The organism is Alishewanella aestuarii B11 (genome assembly GCF_000280055.1).
GTDB lineage: Bacteria > Pseudomonadota > Gammaproteobacteria > Enterobacterales > Alteromonadaceae > Alishewanella > Alishewanella aestuarii.
On the sequence record NZ_ALAB01000035.1, the window covers coordinates 60,077 to 75,104 of the forward strand.

15 protein-coding genes are annotated in these 15,028 nt (G+C 51.9%); 5 read left to right on the forward strand and 10 right to left on the reverse strand.

All coding sequences use genetic code 11. The features are described 5' to 3' along the window. Position 1: 1 nt before the first annotated feature. From AEST_RS13420 to AEST_RS13430, 3 genes are read right to left on the reverse strand one after another with little or no spacing between them, the layout of a single operon-like run. Positions 2 to 994 carry a COX15/CtaA family protein gene (locus AEST_RS13420; RefSeq protein WP_008609688.1) on the reverse strand — a complete coding sequence of 331 codons (993 nt, stop codon included), beginning with the start codon at positions 992 to 994 and terminating at the stop codon, positions 2 to 4. Beyond that, positions 991 to 1,500: a hypothetical protein gene (locus tag AEST_RS13425; protein WP_008609689.1), complete on the reverse strand. Its 510-nt coding sequence runs from the start codon at positions 1,498 to 1,500 to the stop codon at positions 991 to 993. Before AEST_RS13425 ends, AEST_RS13420 begins: the two co-directional genes overlap by 4 nt. Continuing rightward, entirely contained in the window at positions 1,487 to 2,221 is a 735-nt protein-coding gene (locus AEST_RS13430; protein ID WP_008609690.1) for an SURF1 family protein, read from the reverse strand. The genes AEST_RS13425 and AEST_RS13430 overlap by 14 nt, the downstream gene beginning before the upstream one ends. Positions 2,222 to 2,242: 21 nt before the next feature. On the opposite strand from AEST_RS13430, the gene AEST_RS13435 reads away from it, so the two are divergent. Next, positions 2,243 to 2,452 (forward strand): DUF2909 domain-containing protein, encoded by a 210-nt coding sequence (locus tag AEST_RS13435; protein WP_008609691.1) that lies wholly within the window; start codon positions 2,243 to 2,245, stop codon positions 2,450 to 2,452. 6 nt (positions 2,453 to 2,458) lie between these two features. Here AEST_RS13435 and AEST_RS13440 read toward each other — a convergent pair whose 3' ends face one another. From AEST_RS13440 to lexA, 5 genes are all read right to left on the reverse strand, one after another. After that, positions 2,459 to 3,337 (reverse strand): cytochrome c oxidase subunit 3, encoded by an 879-nt coding sequence (locus tag AEST_RS13440; RefSeq protein WP_008609692.1) that lies wholly within the window; start codon positions 3,335 to 3,337, stop codon positions 2,459 to 2,461. Position 3,338: 1 nt separating this feature from the next. Beyond that, on the reverse strand, positions 3,339 to 3,893 hold the full coding sequence (locus AEST_RS13445; protein ID WP_008609693.1) for a cytochrome c oxidase assembly protein: 555 nt from the start codon (positions 3,891 to 3,893) through the stop codon (positions 3,339 to 3,341). A gap of 8 nt (positions 3,894 to 3,901) precedes the next feature. Next, the gene (gene ctaD, locus AEST_RS13450; RefSeq protein ID WP_008609694.1) at positions 3,902 to 5,488 is read right to left on the reverse strand and encodes a cytochrome c oxidase subunit I; all 1,587 of its coding nucleotides are present in this window, start codon (positions 5,486 to 5,488) and stop codon (positions 3,902 to 3,904) included. A 3-nt stretch (positions 5,489 to 5,491) separates the two neighbouring features. Continuing rightward, positions 5,492 to 6,562 (reverse strand): cytochrome c oxidase subunit II, encoded by a 1,071-nt coding sequence (coxB, locus tag AEST_RS13455; RefSeq protein WP_008609695.1) that lies wholly within the window; start codon positions 6,560 to 6,562, stop codon positions 5,492 to 5,494. 418 nt (positions 6,563 to 6,980) lie between these two features. Beyond that, entirely contained in the window at positions 6,981 to 7,604 is a 624-nt protein-coding gene (lexA, locus tag AEST_RS13460; RefSeq protein ID WP_008609696.1) for a transcriptional repressor LexA, read from the reverse strand. Positions 7,605 to 7,740: 136 nt separating this feature from the next. Between lexA and plsB the strand changes: the two genes are divergently transcribed. Then, entirely contained in the window at positions 7,741 to 10,197 is a 2,457-nt protein-coding gene (gene plsB / locus AEST_RS13465; protein ID WP_218060727.1) for a glycerol-3-phosphate 1-O-acyltransferase PlsB, read from the forward strand. On the opposite strand, the gene tesB is transcribed toward plsB, so the two are convergent. Then, complete coding sequence (gene tesB / locus AEST_RS13470) at positions 10,182 to 11,051, reverse strand: acyl-CoA thioesterase II (RefSeq protein WP_008609698.1); 870 nt, start codon at positions 11,049 to 11,051, stop codon at positions 10,182 to 10,184. The genes plsB and tesB overlap by 16 nt on opposite strands. A gap of 61 nt (positions 11,052 to 11,112) precedes the next feature. On the opposite strand from tesB, the gene AEST_RS13475 reads away from it, so the two are divergent. Next, complete coding sequence (locus AEST_RS13475) at positions 11,113 to 11,571, forward strand: EVE domain-containing protein (protein ID WP_008609699.1); 459 nt, start codon at positions 11,113 to 11,115, stop codon at positions 11,569 to 11,571. A gap of 33 nt (positions 11,572 to 11,604) precedes the next feature. Then, positions 11,605 to 11,847, forward strand: a complete 243-nt coding sequence (locus AEST_RS13480; protein ID WP_008609700.1) for a hypothetical protein — start codon at positions 11,605 to 11,607, stop codon at positions 11,845 to 11,847. Between the two features lie 85 nt (positions 11,848 to 11,932). On the opposite strand, the gene AEST_RS13485 is transcribed toward AEST_RS13480, so the two are convergent. Further along, on the reverse strand, positions 11,933 to 13,672 hold the full coding sequence (locus AEST_RS13485; protein WP_008609701.1) for a DUF885 domain-containing protein: 1,740 nt from the start codon (positions 13,670 to 13,672) through the stop codon (positions 11,933 to 11,935). A gap of 262 nt (positions 13,673 to 13,934) precedes the next feature. Here AEST_RS13485 and AEST_RS13490 point away from each other — a divergent pair, with 262 nt between their 5' ends. Continuing rightward, positions 13,935 to 14,939: a GGDEF domain-containing protein gene (locus AEST_RS13490; protein WP_008609702.1), complete on the forward strand. Its 1,005-nt coding sequence runs from the start codon at positions 13,935 to 13,937 to the stop codon at positions 14,937 to 14,939. The last annotated feature ends 89 nt before the right edge of the window (positions 14,940 to 15,028 follow it).

Consider the following 15,028-nt stretch of genomic DNA (forward strand, 5'->3'; position numbering starts at 1 on the left):
CTTAAGCCTCCTGCGGTTTGGGGTATGCGATCTGGTAGCAAATCAGCACTGACAACATCAGTAAATTCGCTCCGACAAAATTATGCGCCACGGCATTTAGCAGTGGTAAGTGCAAGACAATATTCAGTAAGCCCAGCGTCAACTGCACGGCCAATACCGCAGCCAGGGCCAGCGCAAACCTGCGCATCAATACTTCACTGGCCTGACGATACAGGCGCCAGGCAAAGGTCGCGACAATAAGGGTGGTGACTACAGCACCCAAGCGATGTAAAACATGAATAGTGGCACGCGCATCCTGCGACATCACGCCGTATTCGTAGTCATCATGGCCTAGGTGCAAATCGAAGGCTTCCGCAAAGGCCAGCCGGCTACTCCAACCGGCTTCACAGAACGGCAGTTCGATGCAGGCCAGCGCGGCGTAATTCGCTGCGGTCCAGCCACCCAGCGCGATCTGCAAACAGACCACCACTAAACTTAACAGCGCCAGCGGTAATAATGGCCTGAGCCCGGTATCCCGACTACGCCAGGCCGGCTGCTGCTTTAACCAGTAAACGGCCAACAAACTGAAGAGCGTAAAACCAAACATCAGATGCGCCAGCACCACTATCGGCAACAGGCCCATCGTCACCGTCCAGGCGCCGAGCGTAGCCTGAAAGATCACAATCAGCAGCAGGGCGGCCGGTAAACTGCGCTCCGTTTGTTGCCGCCGCCAGTGCATTACTGCCAGTGCTGCGATCAACAGGCCAAGCGTACCGGCCAGATAGCGGTGGATCATTTCATTCCAGGCTTTGGCATGTTCCAACGGCCGCTCCGGGAAGCGTTCTGCCGCCAGTTGCATTTTCTCTGGTTTGTGCGGCACCTTTAAAAAGCCATAACAACCGGGCCAGTCCGGACAACCGAGGCCGGCATCGGTTAAGCGGGTGTAGGCCCCCAGAATAATCACCAGCATGGTCCAGACTAACGTCAGCGTGATTAATTTTTTTTGTAGGCTCATACGCTGGTCCTGTCGTAGTTCATTAACTTCATTAAATCGGCACGAATCGCTTTCGCCGTGGCGGCCATCTGCTCGGCCTGGGCCGGTAACGGATACTTCAGCAACGCCAGACCACGTTGATCAACCAACACAATATGTTGCTGTAAGTCGGCACTCAGGGCGGCCGGGGGCTCGGCCTGGGTAAACATCGGATAATCGGTCAGACTGGCCTGCCCAAGCAGCACCGGCTGCACCTGGTTTTGCTTGCGGCCCAAACCAATATATAACTGCTTGACGGTATGCAGCGCTTGCTGGCAGGGAGTAGCACATTGCTCAGCGACGACCACGATACGCCAGTGCTTGGGCACCTTACCGGCGTCAGGCAACAGGTAAACCTCCTGGCTTAACCAGTCACCACGACTGGAGCTGCCCGGGTTGAACCAACCTAATTCCAGCACCAGCTTCGCCAGCAACAGTGGCAGGGCACAGCACAGGATAAACAACAGCAGAAATTTATTCTTGTTCATAGTTTTTCTCTCGTTGCCAACTGGTCGCCAGTCCGACGGCCAGCACCGCGATCGCCAGACCAAACCATTGCAAGGCATAACCACGGTGTTTTTCCGGCGGCATCACCACCGGCTGATAATGGGGGATAAAGTCAGATGCCTGCTGCTGATACAACACCGCCGGATACAGTGACCAGGGTAATTGTTGTTGCAGCAGGGCATAGTCGATTTGCTGCATGCGCATCGGATAGCTGTCGCCTTCCAGATTCTGCCCCAGCAATAGTGCATTAGACGGCCGGCTGCGTACCAGGGCCGCTATCGCGATTTCTGCCGGGATCTGCGGCTCGGGCAGCAATTGCCGGTTGTGGCCGGCAGCGAGCCAGCCCAGATTCACCAGCACCAGCGTACTGCTATCCGCAAATTGCACCGGAATAATCACATCGTAGCCAACCTTGCCGTGCAGAATTTGATTATCCAGCAACCAGATGTAGGGTGGAACCCAATAGCCGGTGTCGCTAAGCAAAGCACCATCCAGTTCAGTTGCAGAACCCGCCAGCAGCTGCCGGCCGCTCACTGGTCCCTGCTGCTGCACTGCGGCGATCTGCTGTAACTGCACGGTTTTTTCGGCTGCCCGTTGCCATTGCCAATGTGATAACTTGATCAAAATGGCAAAAGCGGTCAGAGTAATTAATAACCAGACCCGGTTAACCGTAAATAATTGACCGAACAACTTAAACTGCATCAGTCAGACTCCGGAGTAGCTATGCTTATTAAAATCATTATCGGCGCACTGTTAATCTTTATCGTGTTTAATCTGGCCAGAGCCGGGGTGGCAATGGCGCGACAGCAGGAGAGTACTCTGCCAATGTCGCACTTTCTTGGCCGCCGGGTCCTGTATTCTGCCATCGCCCTGGGCCTGATCCTGCTGGCGATTGCCACCGGCCTGATCACACCAAACCCGCGGCCTTACTAGGCCGCGTTACAACACATAAACAAAGAAGAACAGGCACACCCAAACCACATCAACAAAGTGCCAGTACCAGGCTCCGGCCTGAAACGCGAAGTGTTTTTCTGGCGTAAAGTGTCCTTTCAGCACCCGCAGAAACACAAAGAACAGGATCAGGGCGCCCAGCGTCACATGTAGGCCGTGGAAACCGGTTAACAGGTAAAAGGTATTGCCATAGAAGCCGGAATCAAGCCGCAAGCCCAGATCGCGATAGGCGTGCACATATTCGTAGCCCTGCAGGCATAAGAAGATCACCCCCAGCAACAGGGTAACAAACAGCATGCCCTTTAGCTGACCCCGTTTATTCTGCTCCAGACCGGTATGGGCAAAGTGCAGTGTGACCGAGGAAATCAGCAGGATAGCCGTATTAATCGCCGGCAAACCCCAGGCTGGCATGGCCTGAGTTTCTATACCACCCGGTGTTTTTACCAGTGGCCATACCGGCTGAAAATCTGGCCACAGGATGGCAAAGGTCATGGCATTATTGCTTGCTCCTCCCAGCCATTCCATCGCAATGACCCGGCCATAAAACAAGGCACCGAAGAAGGCCATAAAGAACATCACTTCCGACACAATAAACCAGCTCATGCCCTGCCGGAACGAACGGTCCATCTGGCTGCTATACAAGCCAGACATGGACTCATCAATCACATTGCGGAACCAGCCAACCAGCATAAAGACCAGAATGGCTAAGCCCAGTAACAATAACCAGCCACCAAAGCCACTTTGTTGTTTACTCATATCAATAACATAGTGACCGGCGCCAAAAGCGATACAAAACAACGCCACGGCACCGACGATCGGCCAGGGGCTTTGCGCCGGGACATAATATTTTTCGTACGTTTTACTCATCTTATTCCCCAAGATTTTCAGTAGCGGCACTGCCCTGCCAGTTAGCTGTCACATCGTACAGGGTGTAATTCAGCGTAATAGTGCTGAACTGCGCAGGCAGAGCCGGATCAACGTAAAACTGAACTGGCATCAGCATCTTATTGCCGGCTGCCAGTTGTTGTTGGGTAAAGCAGAAACATTCGATTTTATGCAGATACAAAGCGGCCTGTCCGGGCGAAACTGAGGGCACCGCCTGACCGACAATCATCCGGCCGGTTGGATTTTCGGCCAGATAATTCATCACATGCACCTCACCCGGATGTACCGTCAAACGGCGGATCTCCGGCTTAAAAATCCATGGCATGTCTTTATTCGGTCTGGCCAGAAACTCAATGGTCACTTCACGGCTGGTATCAATGCCATCTGCCAGTACCGTAGCCGGTACATTTGAGGTTTTGCCATTGATGCCAGTGACTTCACAGAACACGTCGTAAAGTGGCACCAGCGCAAAGCCAAAACCAAACATCAGTACCGTTACCAATAGCAGTTTGCTTACCAAAGTCCGATGCAGCTGCATAGGGCCTCCTATTTCACTTCCGGCGGTGTATCAAAGGTATGGTAAGGAGCCGGCGACGGCACCTGCCATTCCAGTCCTTCAGCGCCTTCCCATACCTGTGCGGTCGCTTTTTCGCCGCCGCGGGCGCATTTGACGATCACCCAGACAAAAATCAGCTGCGATAAGCCAAACAGGAAGCCACCCACGCTGATAAAGGCATTGAAGTCGGCAAATTGCAGCGCATAGTCAGGGATCCGCCGTGGCATACCCGCCAGGCCAACGAAGTGCATTGGGAAAAACAACAGATTGACCGAGATTAGCGAACACCAGAAATGCAGCTGACCTAATCTTTCGTCGTACATATAGCCGGTCCATTTCGGTAGCCAGTAGTAGGCAGCGGCAATAATGGAGAACACCGCGCCGGATACCAGTACATAGTGGAAATGCGCCACTACAAAGTAGGTATCGTGATACTGGAAGTCCGCCGGCGTAATAGCCAGCATCAAACCGGAAAAACCACCGATGGTGAAGAGTACGATAAAGGCCAGTGCAAACATCATCGGGACTTCAAAGGTCATGGCACCACGCCACATGGTTGCGACCCAGTTAAACACCTTCACGCCGGTCGGCACGGCAATAAGCATGGTGCAATACATAAAGAACAGCGTGGCAAATACCGGCATACCGGTGGTAAACATATGGTGCGCCCAAACCAGGAACGATAAGACTGCGATACTGGCGGTGGCATAAACCATAGAGGCATAACCAAACAACGGCTTGCGGGCAAAGGTCGGTATGATAGCCGACACAATACCAAATGCCGGCAAGATCATAATGTAAACTTCCGGGTGACCGAAGAACCAGAAAATATGCTGGAACAATACCGGATCGCCGCCACCGGCCGCATCAAAGAAGCTGGTGCCAAAATACTTATCCGTCAATACCATAGTAACAGCGCCCGCCAGTACCGGCATCACCATAATCAGCAAGAAAGCGGTGATAAACCAGGTCCAGACGAACAGCGGCATCTTCATCCAGGTCATCCTGGGCGCCCGCATATTCCAGATGGTGACGATCACGTTGATGGCACCCATAATTGAGGAAATCCCCATAATGTGTACCGAAAACACGAAGAGCGCCGTGCTGTCATTACTGTAGGTAGTGGATAGCGGGGCATAGAAGGTCCAGCCGAAATCCGGACCACCACCCGGCATAAACAAACTCAGCAGCAGGATCAGAAACGCAAACGGCAGGATCCAGAAGCTCCAGTTATTCATTCGGGGCAACGCCATATCCGGGGCGCCAATCATCATCGGGATCATCCAGTTCGCCAAGCCGGTAAAGGCTGGCATCACCGCCCCAAACACCATAATCAGACCATGTACTGTGGTCATCTGATTAAAAAATTGCGGCTCAACAAACTGCATGCCGGGTTGGAACAGTTCCAACCGGATCACCATCGCCATGCTGCCACCGATAAAGAACATCACTAAAGCAAACACCAGATACATGGTACCGATATCTTTATGGTTAGTAGTAAACAGCCAGCGTTTTATCCCGGTTGGCTTATGGTCATGATCATGGTCATGCTCGTGTTCATGTGTAATAGCTGACATCGCTTACTCTCCCTTACCCTGCTGCACAGCGTATACATCCGCAGCCTGCACGGCGTCACCGGTATTATTATCAAAGGCATTGCGGGTATAGGTAATGACCGCGGCCAGTTCTTTCAGGCTGAGCTGCCGGCCAAAGGCCTGCATCGCCGTACCGGGTTTACCATTGACGATAATATCGATATGGGCGCGCCGGTCATTCAGCACCAGCTGACTGCCACGGATCGCCGGGAAGATGCCGGGTAAACCGTTACCACTGGCCTGATGACAGGCGACACACCAACCCTGATACACCCGTTCACCGGTAGTCATCAGTTCTGCCATATCCATACTCATTGCCAGTAATTCACGCTCTGCTGCCTTTGCTGCGGCAATCCGGGCCTCTTCCTGTGCCACCCAAACCTGGTAGTCCGCAGGCTCTTTCGCAATCACCACCACTGGCATAAAGCCGTGATCTTTACCGCAGAGCTCTGCACACTGACCACGATAAATGCCAGGCTCATCAACCCGGGTCCAGGCTTCATTAATAAAGCCGGGGTTAGCGTCTTTTTTTACGGCGAAGGCAGGCACCCACCAGGAGTGAATCACGTCGTCAGAGGTCATCAGAAAGCGAACTTTTTTACCGGTTGGGATCACCAGCGGCCGGTCAACTTCCAGCAGATAGTTCTCGCCTTTGGCCAGCTTGTTAGCAATTTGCTCACGTGGGGTAGCCAACAGGGAGAAATATTCGATCTCATGATCAAGATATTTGTAATGCCACTTCCACTGCGAGCCCGTCACTAATACGGTGACATCTGCAGCCGAGGTATCTTCCATCGCGATTAAGGTTTTGGTGGCAGGTATTGCCATACCAATCAGAATCACCACCGGAATGGCGGTCCACAGAATTTCAACCTTAGTGCTTTCGTGAAACTGAGCCGGCTGCACTCCCCGCGCTTTGCGGTGGCGAATGATGGACCAGAACATGATCCCAAACACCACTGCACCGATAACGCAACAAATCCAGAAAATTGTCATATGCAGTTGATAAACCTGCTGACTAATTTCCGTAACGCCCCGGGTCATATTTAAAGGCATGGATGTTGATGCATTTGCCGATGCGGCAAAAAGCAGGGTCGGCAGCGACCAAAGCAGACAACGCGCGTTTGTCACTGTACTTCTCCTCTGTCATTTGCAAAGCAAATTGCAGAAACCAAGTACACAGAACTACACGGTTTTTTTACTACCCACCCAACCGAATCTATGTGCTATACCCTTCATCCTTAAAGATTCGGGGATATAAGTTTCGCAATTTATTATTGTTATTGTTCTTGGGTTGATTTCGAGGCTAGCGCTGAAATCAGTAGCGGCACACCTGTTGTTATTTTTTCGCCGGCTACCGTCTAAGAATTATCCAGGATGAAGATTATGTAAACCCCTAAAATGCAAAAGTGCCGATAAAACCAACAGGTCATACCAGCGCTTTTAAAAATAAGCTATTGAGAAATTTTATAAATTATAACCAGCTACCGTTACGGATCACCCCAACTGCCAAGCCTTCTACGGCGAAAAATTGCTGCCGCAAGTCAACTTTTATCACCTCAAAATCCGGATTTTCCGGTAACAGCAATACCTGATGGCCATCGCGCTGAAAGCGTTTTACCGTGACTTCATCATCGACCCGCGCGACGATGACCTGACCTGGCTGCGCCTGCTGGGTTTTGTGCACGGCCAGTAAGTCGCCATCCAGAATACCGATATCCTGCATACTCATACCTTGCACCCGCAATAAGAAATCAGCATGCGGTTTAAACAGGTTGGCATCGATCTGGTAATGATCCTGGACATGCTCTGCTGCCAGGATCGGCTGACCGGCGGCGACTTTACCAATTAATGGCAAACCCAGTTGCTCCGGGGGCGCGTCCTCTTCCAGTAAACGGATCCCACGAGAGGTGCCGGGTAACATCGCGATCACACCTTTCTTGGCCAGAGCTTTTAAATGTTCTTCCGCTGCGTTAGCTGACTTAAAGCCCAGCCGCACGGCAATTTCTGCCCGCGTCGGCGGCATACCGGTTTCCTGTTGATAATCCTTAATCAGCTGCAGAATTTCTGCCTGTCGTGGAGTAAGAGGTCTGTTCATGCTGGCTACCCATACAGTATTTACTGTGAGTATATACAGTCTTTCTGGCCTTGCCAAGTTTTCAGCGCGAACAAAACTTGCTGCTATGATCAGCTATGCTATTCTTAGCGCCCATTTTTTTCAGGTCAGTAAGGTTATGTTGTCAGGCTTTAAGCTGTTTACCAAACTGTTACGATGGCCCATCCGGCTGTTGGTGAAATATAAAATTGTGCCCGATAATCCGCTGCATGCGCTTGGAGTCGAGCCCGGACGGCCCTTGCTGTATATCTGCCATACTGAGTCCGCCAGTGATTTGGCAACCTTACGCCGGGTATGTCAGCAGTTACAATTACCTGATCCGCTATCGAAGGTGCAATTAGGGTCACAGCTGTTGCCCCGCACTCTGTTTCTGGAGCAACCACACCGGCTGATCGGCGGGCGCGGCAAAACCCGTGCCCTGCAACAAGGCCAGCAACTGTTAGCCGCCCATCTGGCACAGCCTGAGCTAAGAGCGCAGTTAATGCCGGCTGCCATTTTATGGGGCCGGGCACCGGGTAAAGAGAACAGCATTAAATGGCTGATTGGCGAAGCACACTCACCAAACTGGCTGGCAAAATTACTTATTGTGCTAATTTCCGGACGCCATACGCTGGTGCGACTGAGTAAACCCGTGGATCTGCAACAAATGGCGGCCCAGTTTGGTTCCGCACCGGAAACGGCGCGCAAACTGTTACGGATGTCGCGGATCCACTTTTACCGGCAACGGCTGGCGGCAACCGGGCCCAAACTGATGCAACGTAATCAGTTATTTAATGCGTTATTGGCTTCACCGGCGCTGAAAAAGGCCATTGCCGACGAGGCCGAAACTAAACGCATCAGTTATCAGGCGGCCCAGCAGGAAGCCCGCAAGTTATTGCAGGAAATTGCCGCAGACTACCGCACCTCGACGCTACGCTTTGGCGACCGTATCCTCAGCTGGTTATGGCAAAAACTCTACTACGGCATCAAGGTAAAAAATGCCGATCAGCTGCGCGAGCTGGCACAAAAAGGGCACGAAATTGTCTATGTCCCCTGTCACCGCAGCCATATGGATTACTTATTACTTAGCTACATCATCTATCATCAGGGCCTGGTGCCGCCGCATATTGCGGCCGGTATCAATCTGAACTTCTGGCCAGCCGGTACCATTTTCCGCCGCGGTGGCGCTTTCTTTATCCGACGCAGCTTTAGTGGCAACAAGCTTTACTCAGCCGTATTCCGTGAATACCTGAGTTTGTTGTTTATCAAAGGTTATGCCGTTAAGTATTACACTGAAGGCGGTCGCAGCCGCACCGGCCGGCTGTTGCAGCCCAAAACCGGCATGCTGGCGATGACAGTACAGTCGATGCTACGCGGTATCGATCGCCCGGTCACGCTGGTACCGGTGTATCTGGGTTACGAGCATGTGATGGAGGTCAATACCTACCTTAGCGAACTGCAGGGCTCAGGTAAGCAAAAAGAATCGGTGTTTGGCGTACTGAAGGCAATCCGTAATCTGCGCGATTATGGCTATGGCTATGTCAACTTTGGCGAGCCGATTTCACTGAACCAGTATCTGAGCCAGCAAGTGCCAGCGTGGAAAAGTGAAATTAACCCACTGGAAGCACCTAAACCGCAGTGGTTAAATCCGGTGACCGGCAAGTTGTCCGAGCAGATTATGCGGCATATCAATCAGGCGGCGGCATTGAACAGCATTAACCTGATTGCCCTCTGTTTGCTGGCCAGCGATAAGCATAGCCTGACCCGGCAAGAGCTGGTGCAACAGCTGCAAGCCTATCTGACGCTGCAGCAAGCAGTACCCTATCATGCTAATGTCAGCCTGCCAGAACAAAGTGCCGAGCAAATGCTGGAGCATGCGGCCAAGATGCAAAAAATCATGCTGACGGCAGACAGTTTCGGTGAACTGGTCAGTCTAAGCCCGCAGCAAGCGATACTGATGAGTTATTACCGGAATAATATTCTGCATCTGTTTATTCTGCCGGCCATTCTGGCTTCAGCTGTGCTCAGACAGCAGCGACTCAGTTTGACTGAATTGCAAAGCCTGGCCGAGCAACTGTATAGCCTGTTAAAACATGAGCTATTTTTGCAGGTGCCCTCACTGCAGCACTATATCAGGCAACAGGTGCAACAACTGCAGGCGCAGGGGTTATTAATACAGGACGGCGAAGATTATCTGGCACCACCGCAGCACAGCCGCGAATATATGATGTTAGATTTGCTGGCGCACAACGCCGAACATACGCTGCAGCGCTATGCCATGGTCTTTAACCTGCTGCGGGCGCATGGCCCGCTGCCGCGCCCAGAGCTGGAACAGCAAAGCCATCAGCTGGCGCAACGTTTACTAACCTTGCATGGCATCAATGCGCCGGAATACTACGACAAGAATCTGTTTGCCGGCTTAAGCCAGGCATTAAAACTGGAGGGTTACTGTCAGTCAGATCAGGACAACCGGTTACAGGCAACGCCAGCCTTGTCGCGGCTGGCGGCTACCGTTAACTTGTTGTTGCGTAGCGAAGTGTTACAGAGTATTCACAGCATTATGCCGGAGGCCGCAACCACTCAACCCGGCTCCTGATACTCGCGGATCACCCCTTGCTGGATAGTGGTCGCCACCAGTTTACCATCGCGGGTAAAAAACTGGCCTTGCACTAAACCCCGGCCGCCGGATGCGGCCGGGCTATCCACAGCGTAGAGCAACCAGTCATCAAAACGAAAATCCTGATGAAACCACATGGCATGGTCGATAGTGGCGACCTGCATATTTTTCGCCATAAAAGAACGACCATGCGGCTGCAAAGCAGTAGGCAGAAAGTTAAAGTCTGATGCATAGGCCAGCAGATATTTATGCACCCGCAGATCATCTGGCATGCTGCCATTGGCTTTAAACCAGACATAACGCTTTGGCGCACTGACCACCGGCGAAAACGGATTTTGAAAATCCACCGGCCGCATTTCGATCGGTTTTTCGCAGATAAACTTACTGCGTAACTTTTCCGGAATTTGCGCCGCATGCTGTTGGTAGAAATCGAGATCCGATACCAGCTGATCCGGGCCCGGTACCTGTGGCATGTTGAGCTGATGTTCAAAGCCCAGCTCCTCATCCTGGAATGACGCCGTCATATAGAAGATCGGTTTACCATACTGAATGGCACTGACCCGGCGGGTACTAAAGCTTTTGCCATCACGGATATTGTCAACTTCATAGACAATCGGCTTGCTGGCATCACCCGGGCGTAAGAAATACGAATGGAACGAATGTAATTTACGCTCTTCGGGCAGCGTTTCTTTGGCTGCCGATAGCGCCTGGCCCATCACCTGACCACCGAACACCGCCTTAAACCCCAGATCCTGACTTTGGCCGCGGTATAAGCCCAACTCTATGGTCTCAAGTTTCAGCAGTGATAATAAATTCGCAAGTACCTGACTCATACGGTAACCTTTTCCGCTAGCAAGAGGGGTTATTCTGCCGTAATTACCGGAGCCTGGCAAAATGAACTATTGGTTATTTAAAACTGAACCCAGCGAATGCAGTATTGACGATTTTGCGCGCGCACCGACAACCCCTATTGTTTGGGAAGGTGTGCGCAATTATCAGGCGCGAAACTTTCTGCGCGATGGTGTCGTGGTCGGCGATCAGGTGTTGATCTACCATTCCAGTTGCAAAGACATTGGTGTGGCCGGAATTGCGGAAGTGGTCAGAGCAGCTTATGCTGATCCCAGTCAATTTGACCCCCGTAGCCCTTATTACGATGCGAAAAGCTCGCCGCAGCAACCGCGTTGGGTCGCCGTCGATTTGCGTTTTGTAAACAAATTACCCAGACTAATAACACTGGACAAAATTAAAAGCTCGGCTAAGATGGCTGAGTTGCCTGTTGCACAAAAAGGCAGCAGATTGTCAGTGATGCCAGTTACGATACAACAATGGCGGGATCTATTAGCGTTACAATAGTCCCTCACTTAATCCTGTGTTTTGGAGCCCGTTATGCTAGCTATACAGGTACAGGAAAGGCGCCAGACGGAAAAGGACCTTAATTATTTTTGGGATCAGTTAAGTTTAGCGCAGAAATTCTCGGTCGCTGAATTGCAGCGTTATGGCTACCAGCTACAATTTGTCCGTCATTTACCGTATGGCAAGCTTGCGGTACTGGATTTTGACGGTAAGCTGGCGGCGATTGACCAGGAAGGCCAGATTGATACTGCCCCTGATATTGTCCTTCGGGGTTAGATATTAATTTCTGATACTGATTCAGTTTTCCAGAGAGAAATAGATGACAACGCCGGCTTAGTCGGCGTTCTCTTTTTATGTCCTGTTAGGAGCCGCTGAGTTGCTGCTGGATATAATTTTGTACCTGCTGTTCCAACACCGCCAGCGGTACACTGCCATTACCCAGCACGACCTGATGGAAGGCTCGGATATCAAATTTATCCCCCAGTTGCTGTTCCGCCTGTTGCCGCAACCGGCGAATGGTCAACTCACCCAGCTTGTACGACAGCGCCTGTGCCGGCCAGCTGATATAGCGATCAATTTCCGTTTGCACATTGTGCATTGATAAGGCGGTATTTTCGGCCAAAAAGTCGATCGCTTGCTGCCGGCTCCAACCCAGACTATGCATGCCGGTATCTACGACCAGCCGCGCAGCACGCCACATCTCATAGGTCAGACGGCCAAAATTACTGTATGGGTCCTGATAAAAGCCCATTTCCAGCCCCAGATACTCGGCATACAAACCCCAGCCCTCGCCAAAGGCTGAGGTGTAGAAGGTGCGTCGATAGTCCGGTAAATCGCCTTGCTCCCGCGCCAGGGAGATCTGTAAGTGGTGGCCGGGTACCGCCTCATGCAGTGTCAGAGCTTCCATTTCATACAGTGGTCGCCGGTTCAGGGCATAGGTATTCACCCAGTAGTAACCCGCCTGATCGTCACGGGCAGCACCGGAGTAGCGGCCAGTCGTATATTTGGGAGCAATTTCTGCCGGCACTTCTACCACGCCATAAGGCGTGCGTGGTAATAGTTTAAAGAAGCGCGGTAACTGGGCATCGGCCCGCTTCGACAACCAGGCGGCATAACGCAGCAGCTCATCGGCTGATTGCGGGTAGAATTGCGGATCTTCGCGCAAGAACTGCACAAAATCGGCAAAGCTGCCGGTAAAGCCAAGACTATCAATTACCTGCTGCATCTCAGCACGGATCCGCGCCACTTCCGCCAGACCAATGTCGTGTACCTGCTGCGGCGTCATCTGTAGCGTGGTGTAGTGCTCCAAGCGATTTTGGTAGAACGCCGCGCCATTTGGCAAGGTGCTGGCAGCAATATCCTGGCGTGCGCCCGGTAAGTATTGCTGCACCATAAAATCGTAGAAGCCCTGAAACGCCGGATTCACCGCCGTCTCAATTATGCCGAGGGCCTGCTGCCGGAAGCTTTGCCATTCCTGCTCACTGATCAGGTCTGATTTGCGCTGTAGCGGCTGAAAAAACACGCTTTGCTCAGGCAGGGCAATATAGGAACTGATACTTTGCTCAAAACCCGCCAGCACTACCGCCGGCTGGGTAATACCTTGGTCCAGGCCCTGCTGCATCAGCGCGATCTGTTGCGCCATATAACCGGGAATCGCGGCCAACCGTTGTAAATATTGCTGGTAATCATCGACTTGCCGTAAAGCAGAGCGCTGAAAACTAAACGCCAGCGAGGTATGAAAGCCCGATTCAGAGGTCAATGGCATCAAATGCGCATTAAATTGATACTGATCGATCTCATCCGCCAGCCGATAACTCAGAATGGCGTGATTAATCTTATCCTGTTCGCTCAGCCGCGTCAGGTCAACCGCCTGTAACTGCTGCTGCAATGCCAGCCGTTGTTGTTGCCGTGCAGCCAGTGCTGCCGGCGACATATCGGTTAAGGTACCCGGTGCTGGCGTACGCAGGGCGGTTTCAGCCTGCCAAATCTGCTCAGCCAGTTGGCTAAAGCCCGGCGCCACAGCGTCCGGAGTCTTACTGGCACAGCCTGCCAACAGCAGTATCGCAGCAATCAGACTGAGGGGTTTTGCTCGTATTTGCATCAGTGATTCCCTGTTATTTTGATTTTCTTTCCTTGATTGTACCTGTCTGACCGCAAAAAAGCAGAGCACGGAACCGATTAAACCGGCACTTTATCGCTATTTTCGGCAATCTGAACTCCGGCGCACTGCGAATTTCAATACAATCACTAAATTATCTGTAAAAGATATTGCCTGTAATCTTTTATCACGTACTATAGGTTTGAAAGAATAATAAGATTGCGCTGATGGAGCCCTGATCCCTGCCATGAAGTACAAGGACACGATGCAGCAAGCTTTGGACAAAGCAACGCAGGTAGGTGCCTTTTTGCGCCATAACCAGCTTGCCGCGCATCCGACCAATTACACTGTTGCCTACGAATACATCAGTGGGAATAACGCTGAACTGTGTCAGGCGATAGAACAGAAACTGGCAGCTAAGGCCGAGTTTGACGACTTTATTATGGCGGAGCTGTACAACCGCTATTTAATGCCGGAACATCAGCAACAGGAGCAACTGTTGCAGGATGTATCAGGTATGGTCAGCCGGCTTTCCGGTTACACTGACCTCGCCGCTGAAGCCACCGAAAACTTTATCGACCAATTGGATCATACCGCCTTTAAGCTGGAGCAAGATGCCCAGCCGATGCCTCCGGCGCTGGCCGAATTGAAACAAGTCACCCTCGCCTACCGTAAACAGCAGCAACAATTGAATCAGCAACTGGTGGCGGCAAACCAGCAAAGCCATCAGCTGCGTGATGAGCTGGAACAACTAAAACAGCAACGACTGCAAGATCCCCTGACTGGCTTGTATAACAGGGTGGCGATGCAAAATCAGGTTGAGCTGTGGTTAAGCGAACAACCTGACCGACGCATCGCGGCTATTGCGGTAGATTTGGATCACTTTGCCCGTTTTAATCAGGATTATGGCGCCACCATTGGCGATATTATTTTGTCCAAGGTGGCGAAAAAAGTGCGCAGCTATGTACAGGAAAGTGGTATGCCGGTGCGCTCTGGCGGGGAAGAGTTTTTACTGCTGCTACCCGATGTAGACCTGAGAACCGCCGCCGAAATTGCCGAACAAGTCCGCAAAGGCGTTGAGAAACTGCGTTTTGTCTCCGCCCGGGATAAGAAAAGCTTACCGAAAATCACTATCTCACTGGGTGTGGCACTGTATCAGGCATCGGAAAACTGGTATCAGTTTTTATCGCGCACCAATAACGTGTTACAGCTGGCAAAACAACGTGGCCGCAATCAGGTTGCCAACGAGGCCATGCTGGCCGCTGTCTGACGGGCGTGTTGCATATTTTTTAACGGGATCCCCTCTGGTTGTTGGCTCGGCCGGCGTAATCTTTTACACTAGCGGCCTAATGTTCCCAA

Excerpts from the sequence above, each read along its gene's own strand:
- coxB (WP_008609695.1), bottom strand. The coding sequence starts at position 6,562 with ATGCCTTTAAATATGACCCGGGGCGTTACGGAAATTAGTCAGCAGGTT.
- AEST_RS13430 (WP_008609690.1), bottom strand. The coding sequence starts at position 2,221 with ATGCAGTTTAAGTTGTTCGGTCAATTATTTACGGTTAACCGGGTCTGG.
- AEST_RS13440 (WP_008609692.1), bottom strand. The coding sequence starts at position 3,337 with ATGAGTAAAACGTACGAAAAATATTATGTCCCGGCGCAAAGCCCCTGG.
- AEST_RS13435 (WP_008609691.1), top strand. The coding sequence starts at position 2,243 with ATGCTTATTAAAATCATTATCGGCGCACTGTTAATCTTTATCGTGTTT.
- AEST_RS13480 (WP_008609700.1), top strand. The coding sequence starts at position 11,605 with ATGCTAGCTATACAGGTACAGGAAAGGCGCCAGACGGAAAAGGACCTT.
- AEST_RS13425 (WP_008609689.1), bottom strand. The coding sequence starts at position 1,500 with ATGAACAAGAATAAATTTCTGCTGTTGTTTATCCTGTGCTGTGCCCTG.
- AEST_RS13445 (WP_008609693.1), bottom strand. The coding sequence starts at position 3,893 with ATGCAGCTGCATCGGACTTTGGTAAGCAAACTGCTATTGGTAACGGTA.
- AEST_RS13475 (WP_008609699.1), top strand. The coding sequence starts at position 11,113 with ATGAACTATTGGTTATTTAAAACTGAACCCAGCGAATGCAGTATTGAC.
- tesB (WP_008609698.1), bottom strand. The coding sequence starts at position 11,051 with ATGAGTCAGGTACTTGCGAATTTATTATCACTGCTGAAACTTGAGACC.
- AEST_RS13420 (WP_008609688.1), bottom strand. The coding sequence starts at position 994 with ATGAGCCTACAAAAAAAATTAATCACGCTGACGTTAGTCTGGACCATG.
- ctaD (WP_008609694.1), bottom strand. The coding sequence starts at position 5,488 with ATGTCAGCTATTACACATGAACACGAGCATGACCATGATCATGACCAT.
- AEST_RS13485 (WP_008609701.1), bottom strand. The coding sequence starts at position 13,672 with ATGCAAATACGAGCAAAACCCCTCAGTCTGATTGCTGCGATACTGCTG.
- lexA (WP_008609696.1), bottom strand. The coding sequence starts at position 7,604 with ATGAACAGACCTCTTACTCCACGACAGGCAGAAATTCTGCAGCTGATT.
- AEST_RS13490 (WP_008609702.1), top strand. The coding sequence starts at position 13,935 with ATGCAGCAAGCTTTGGACAAAGCAACGCAGGTAGGTGCCTTTTTGCGC.
- plsB (WP_218060727.1), top strand. The coding sequence starts at position 7,741 with ATGTTGTCAGGCTTTAAGCTGTTTACCAAACTGTTACGATGGCCCATC.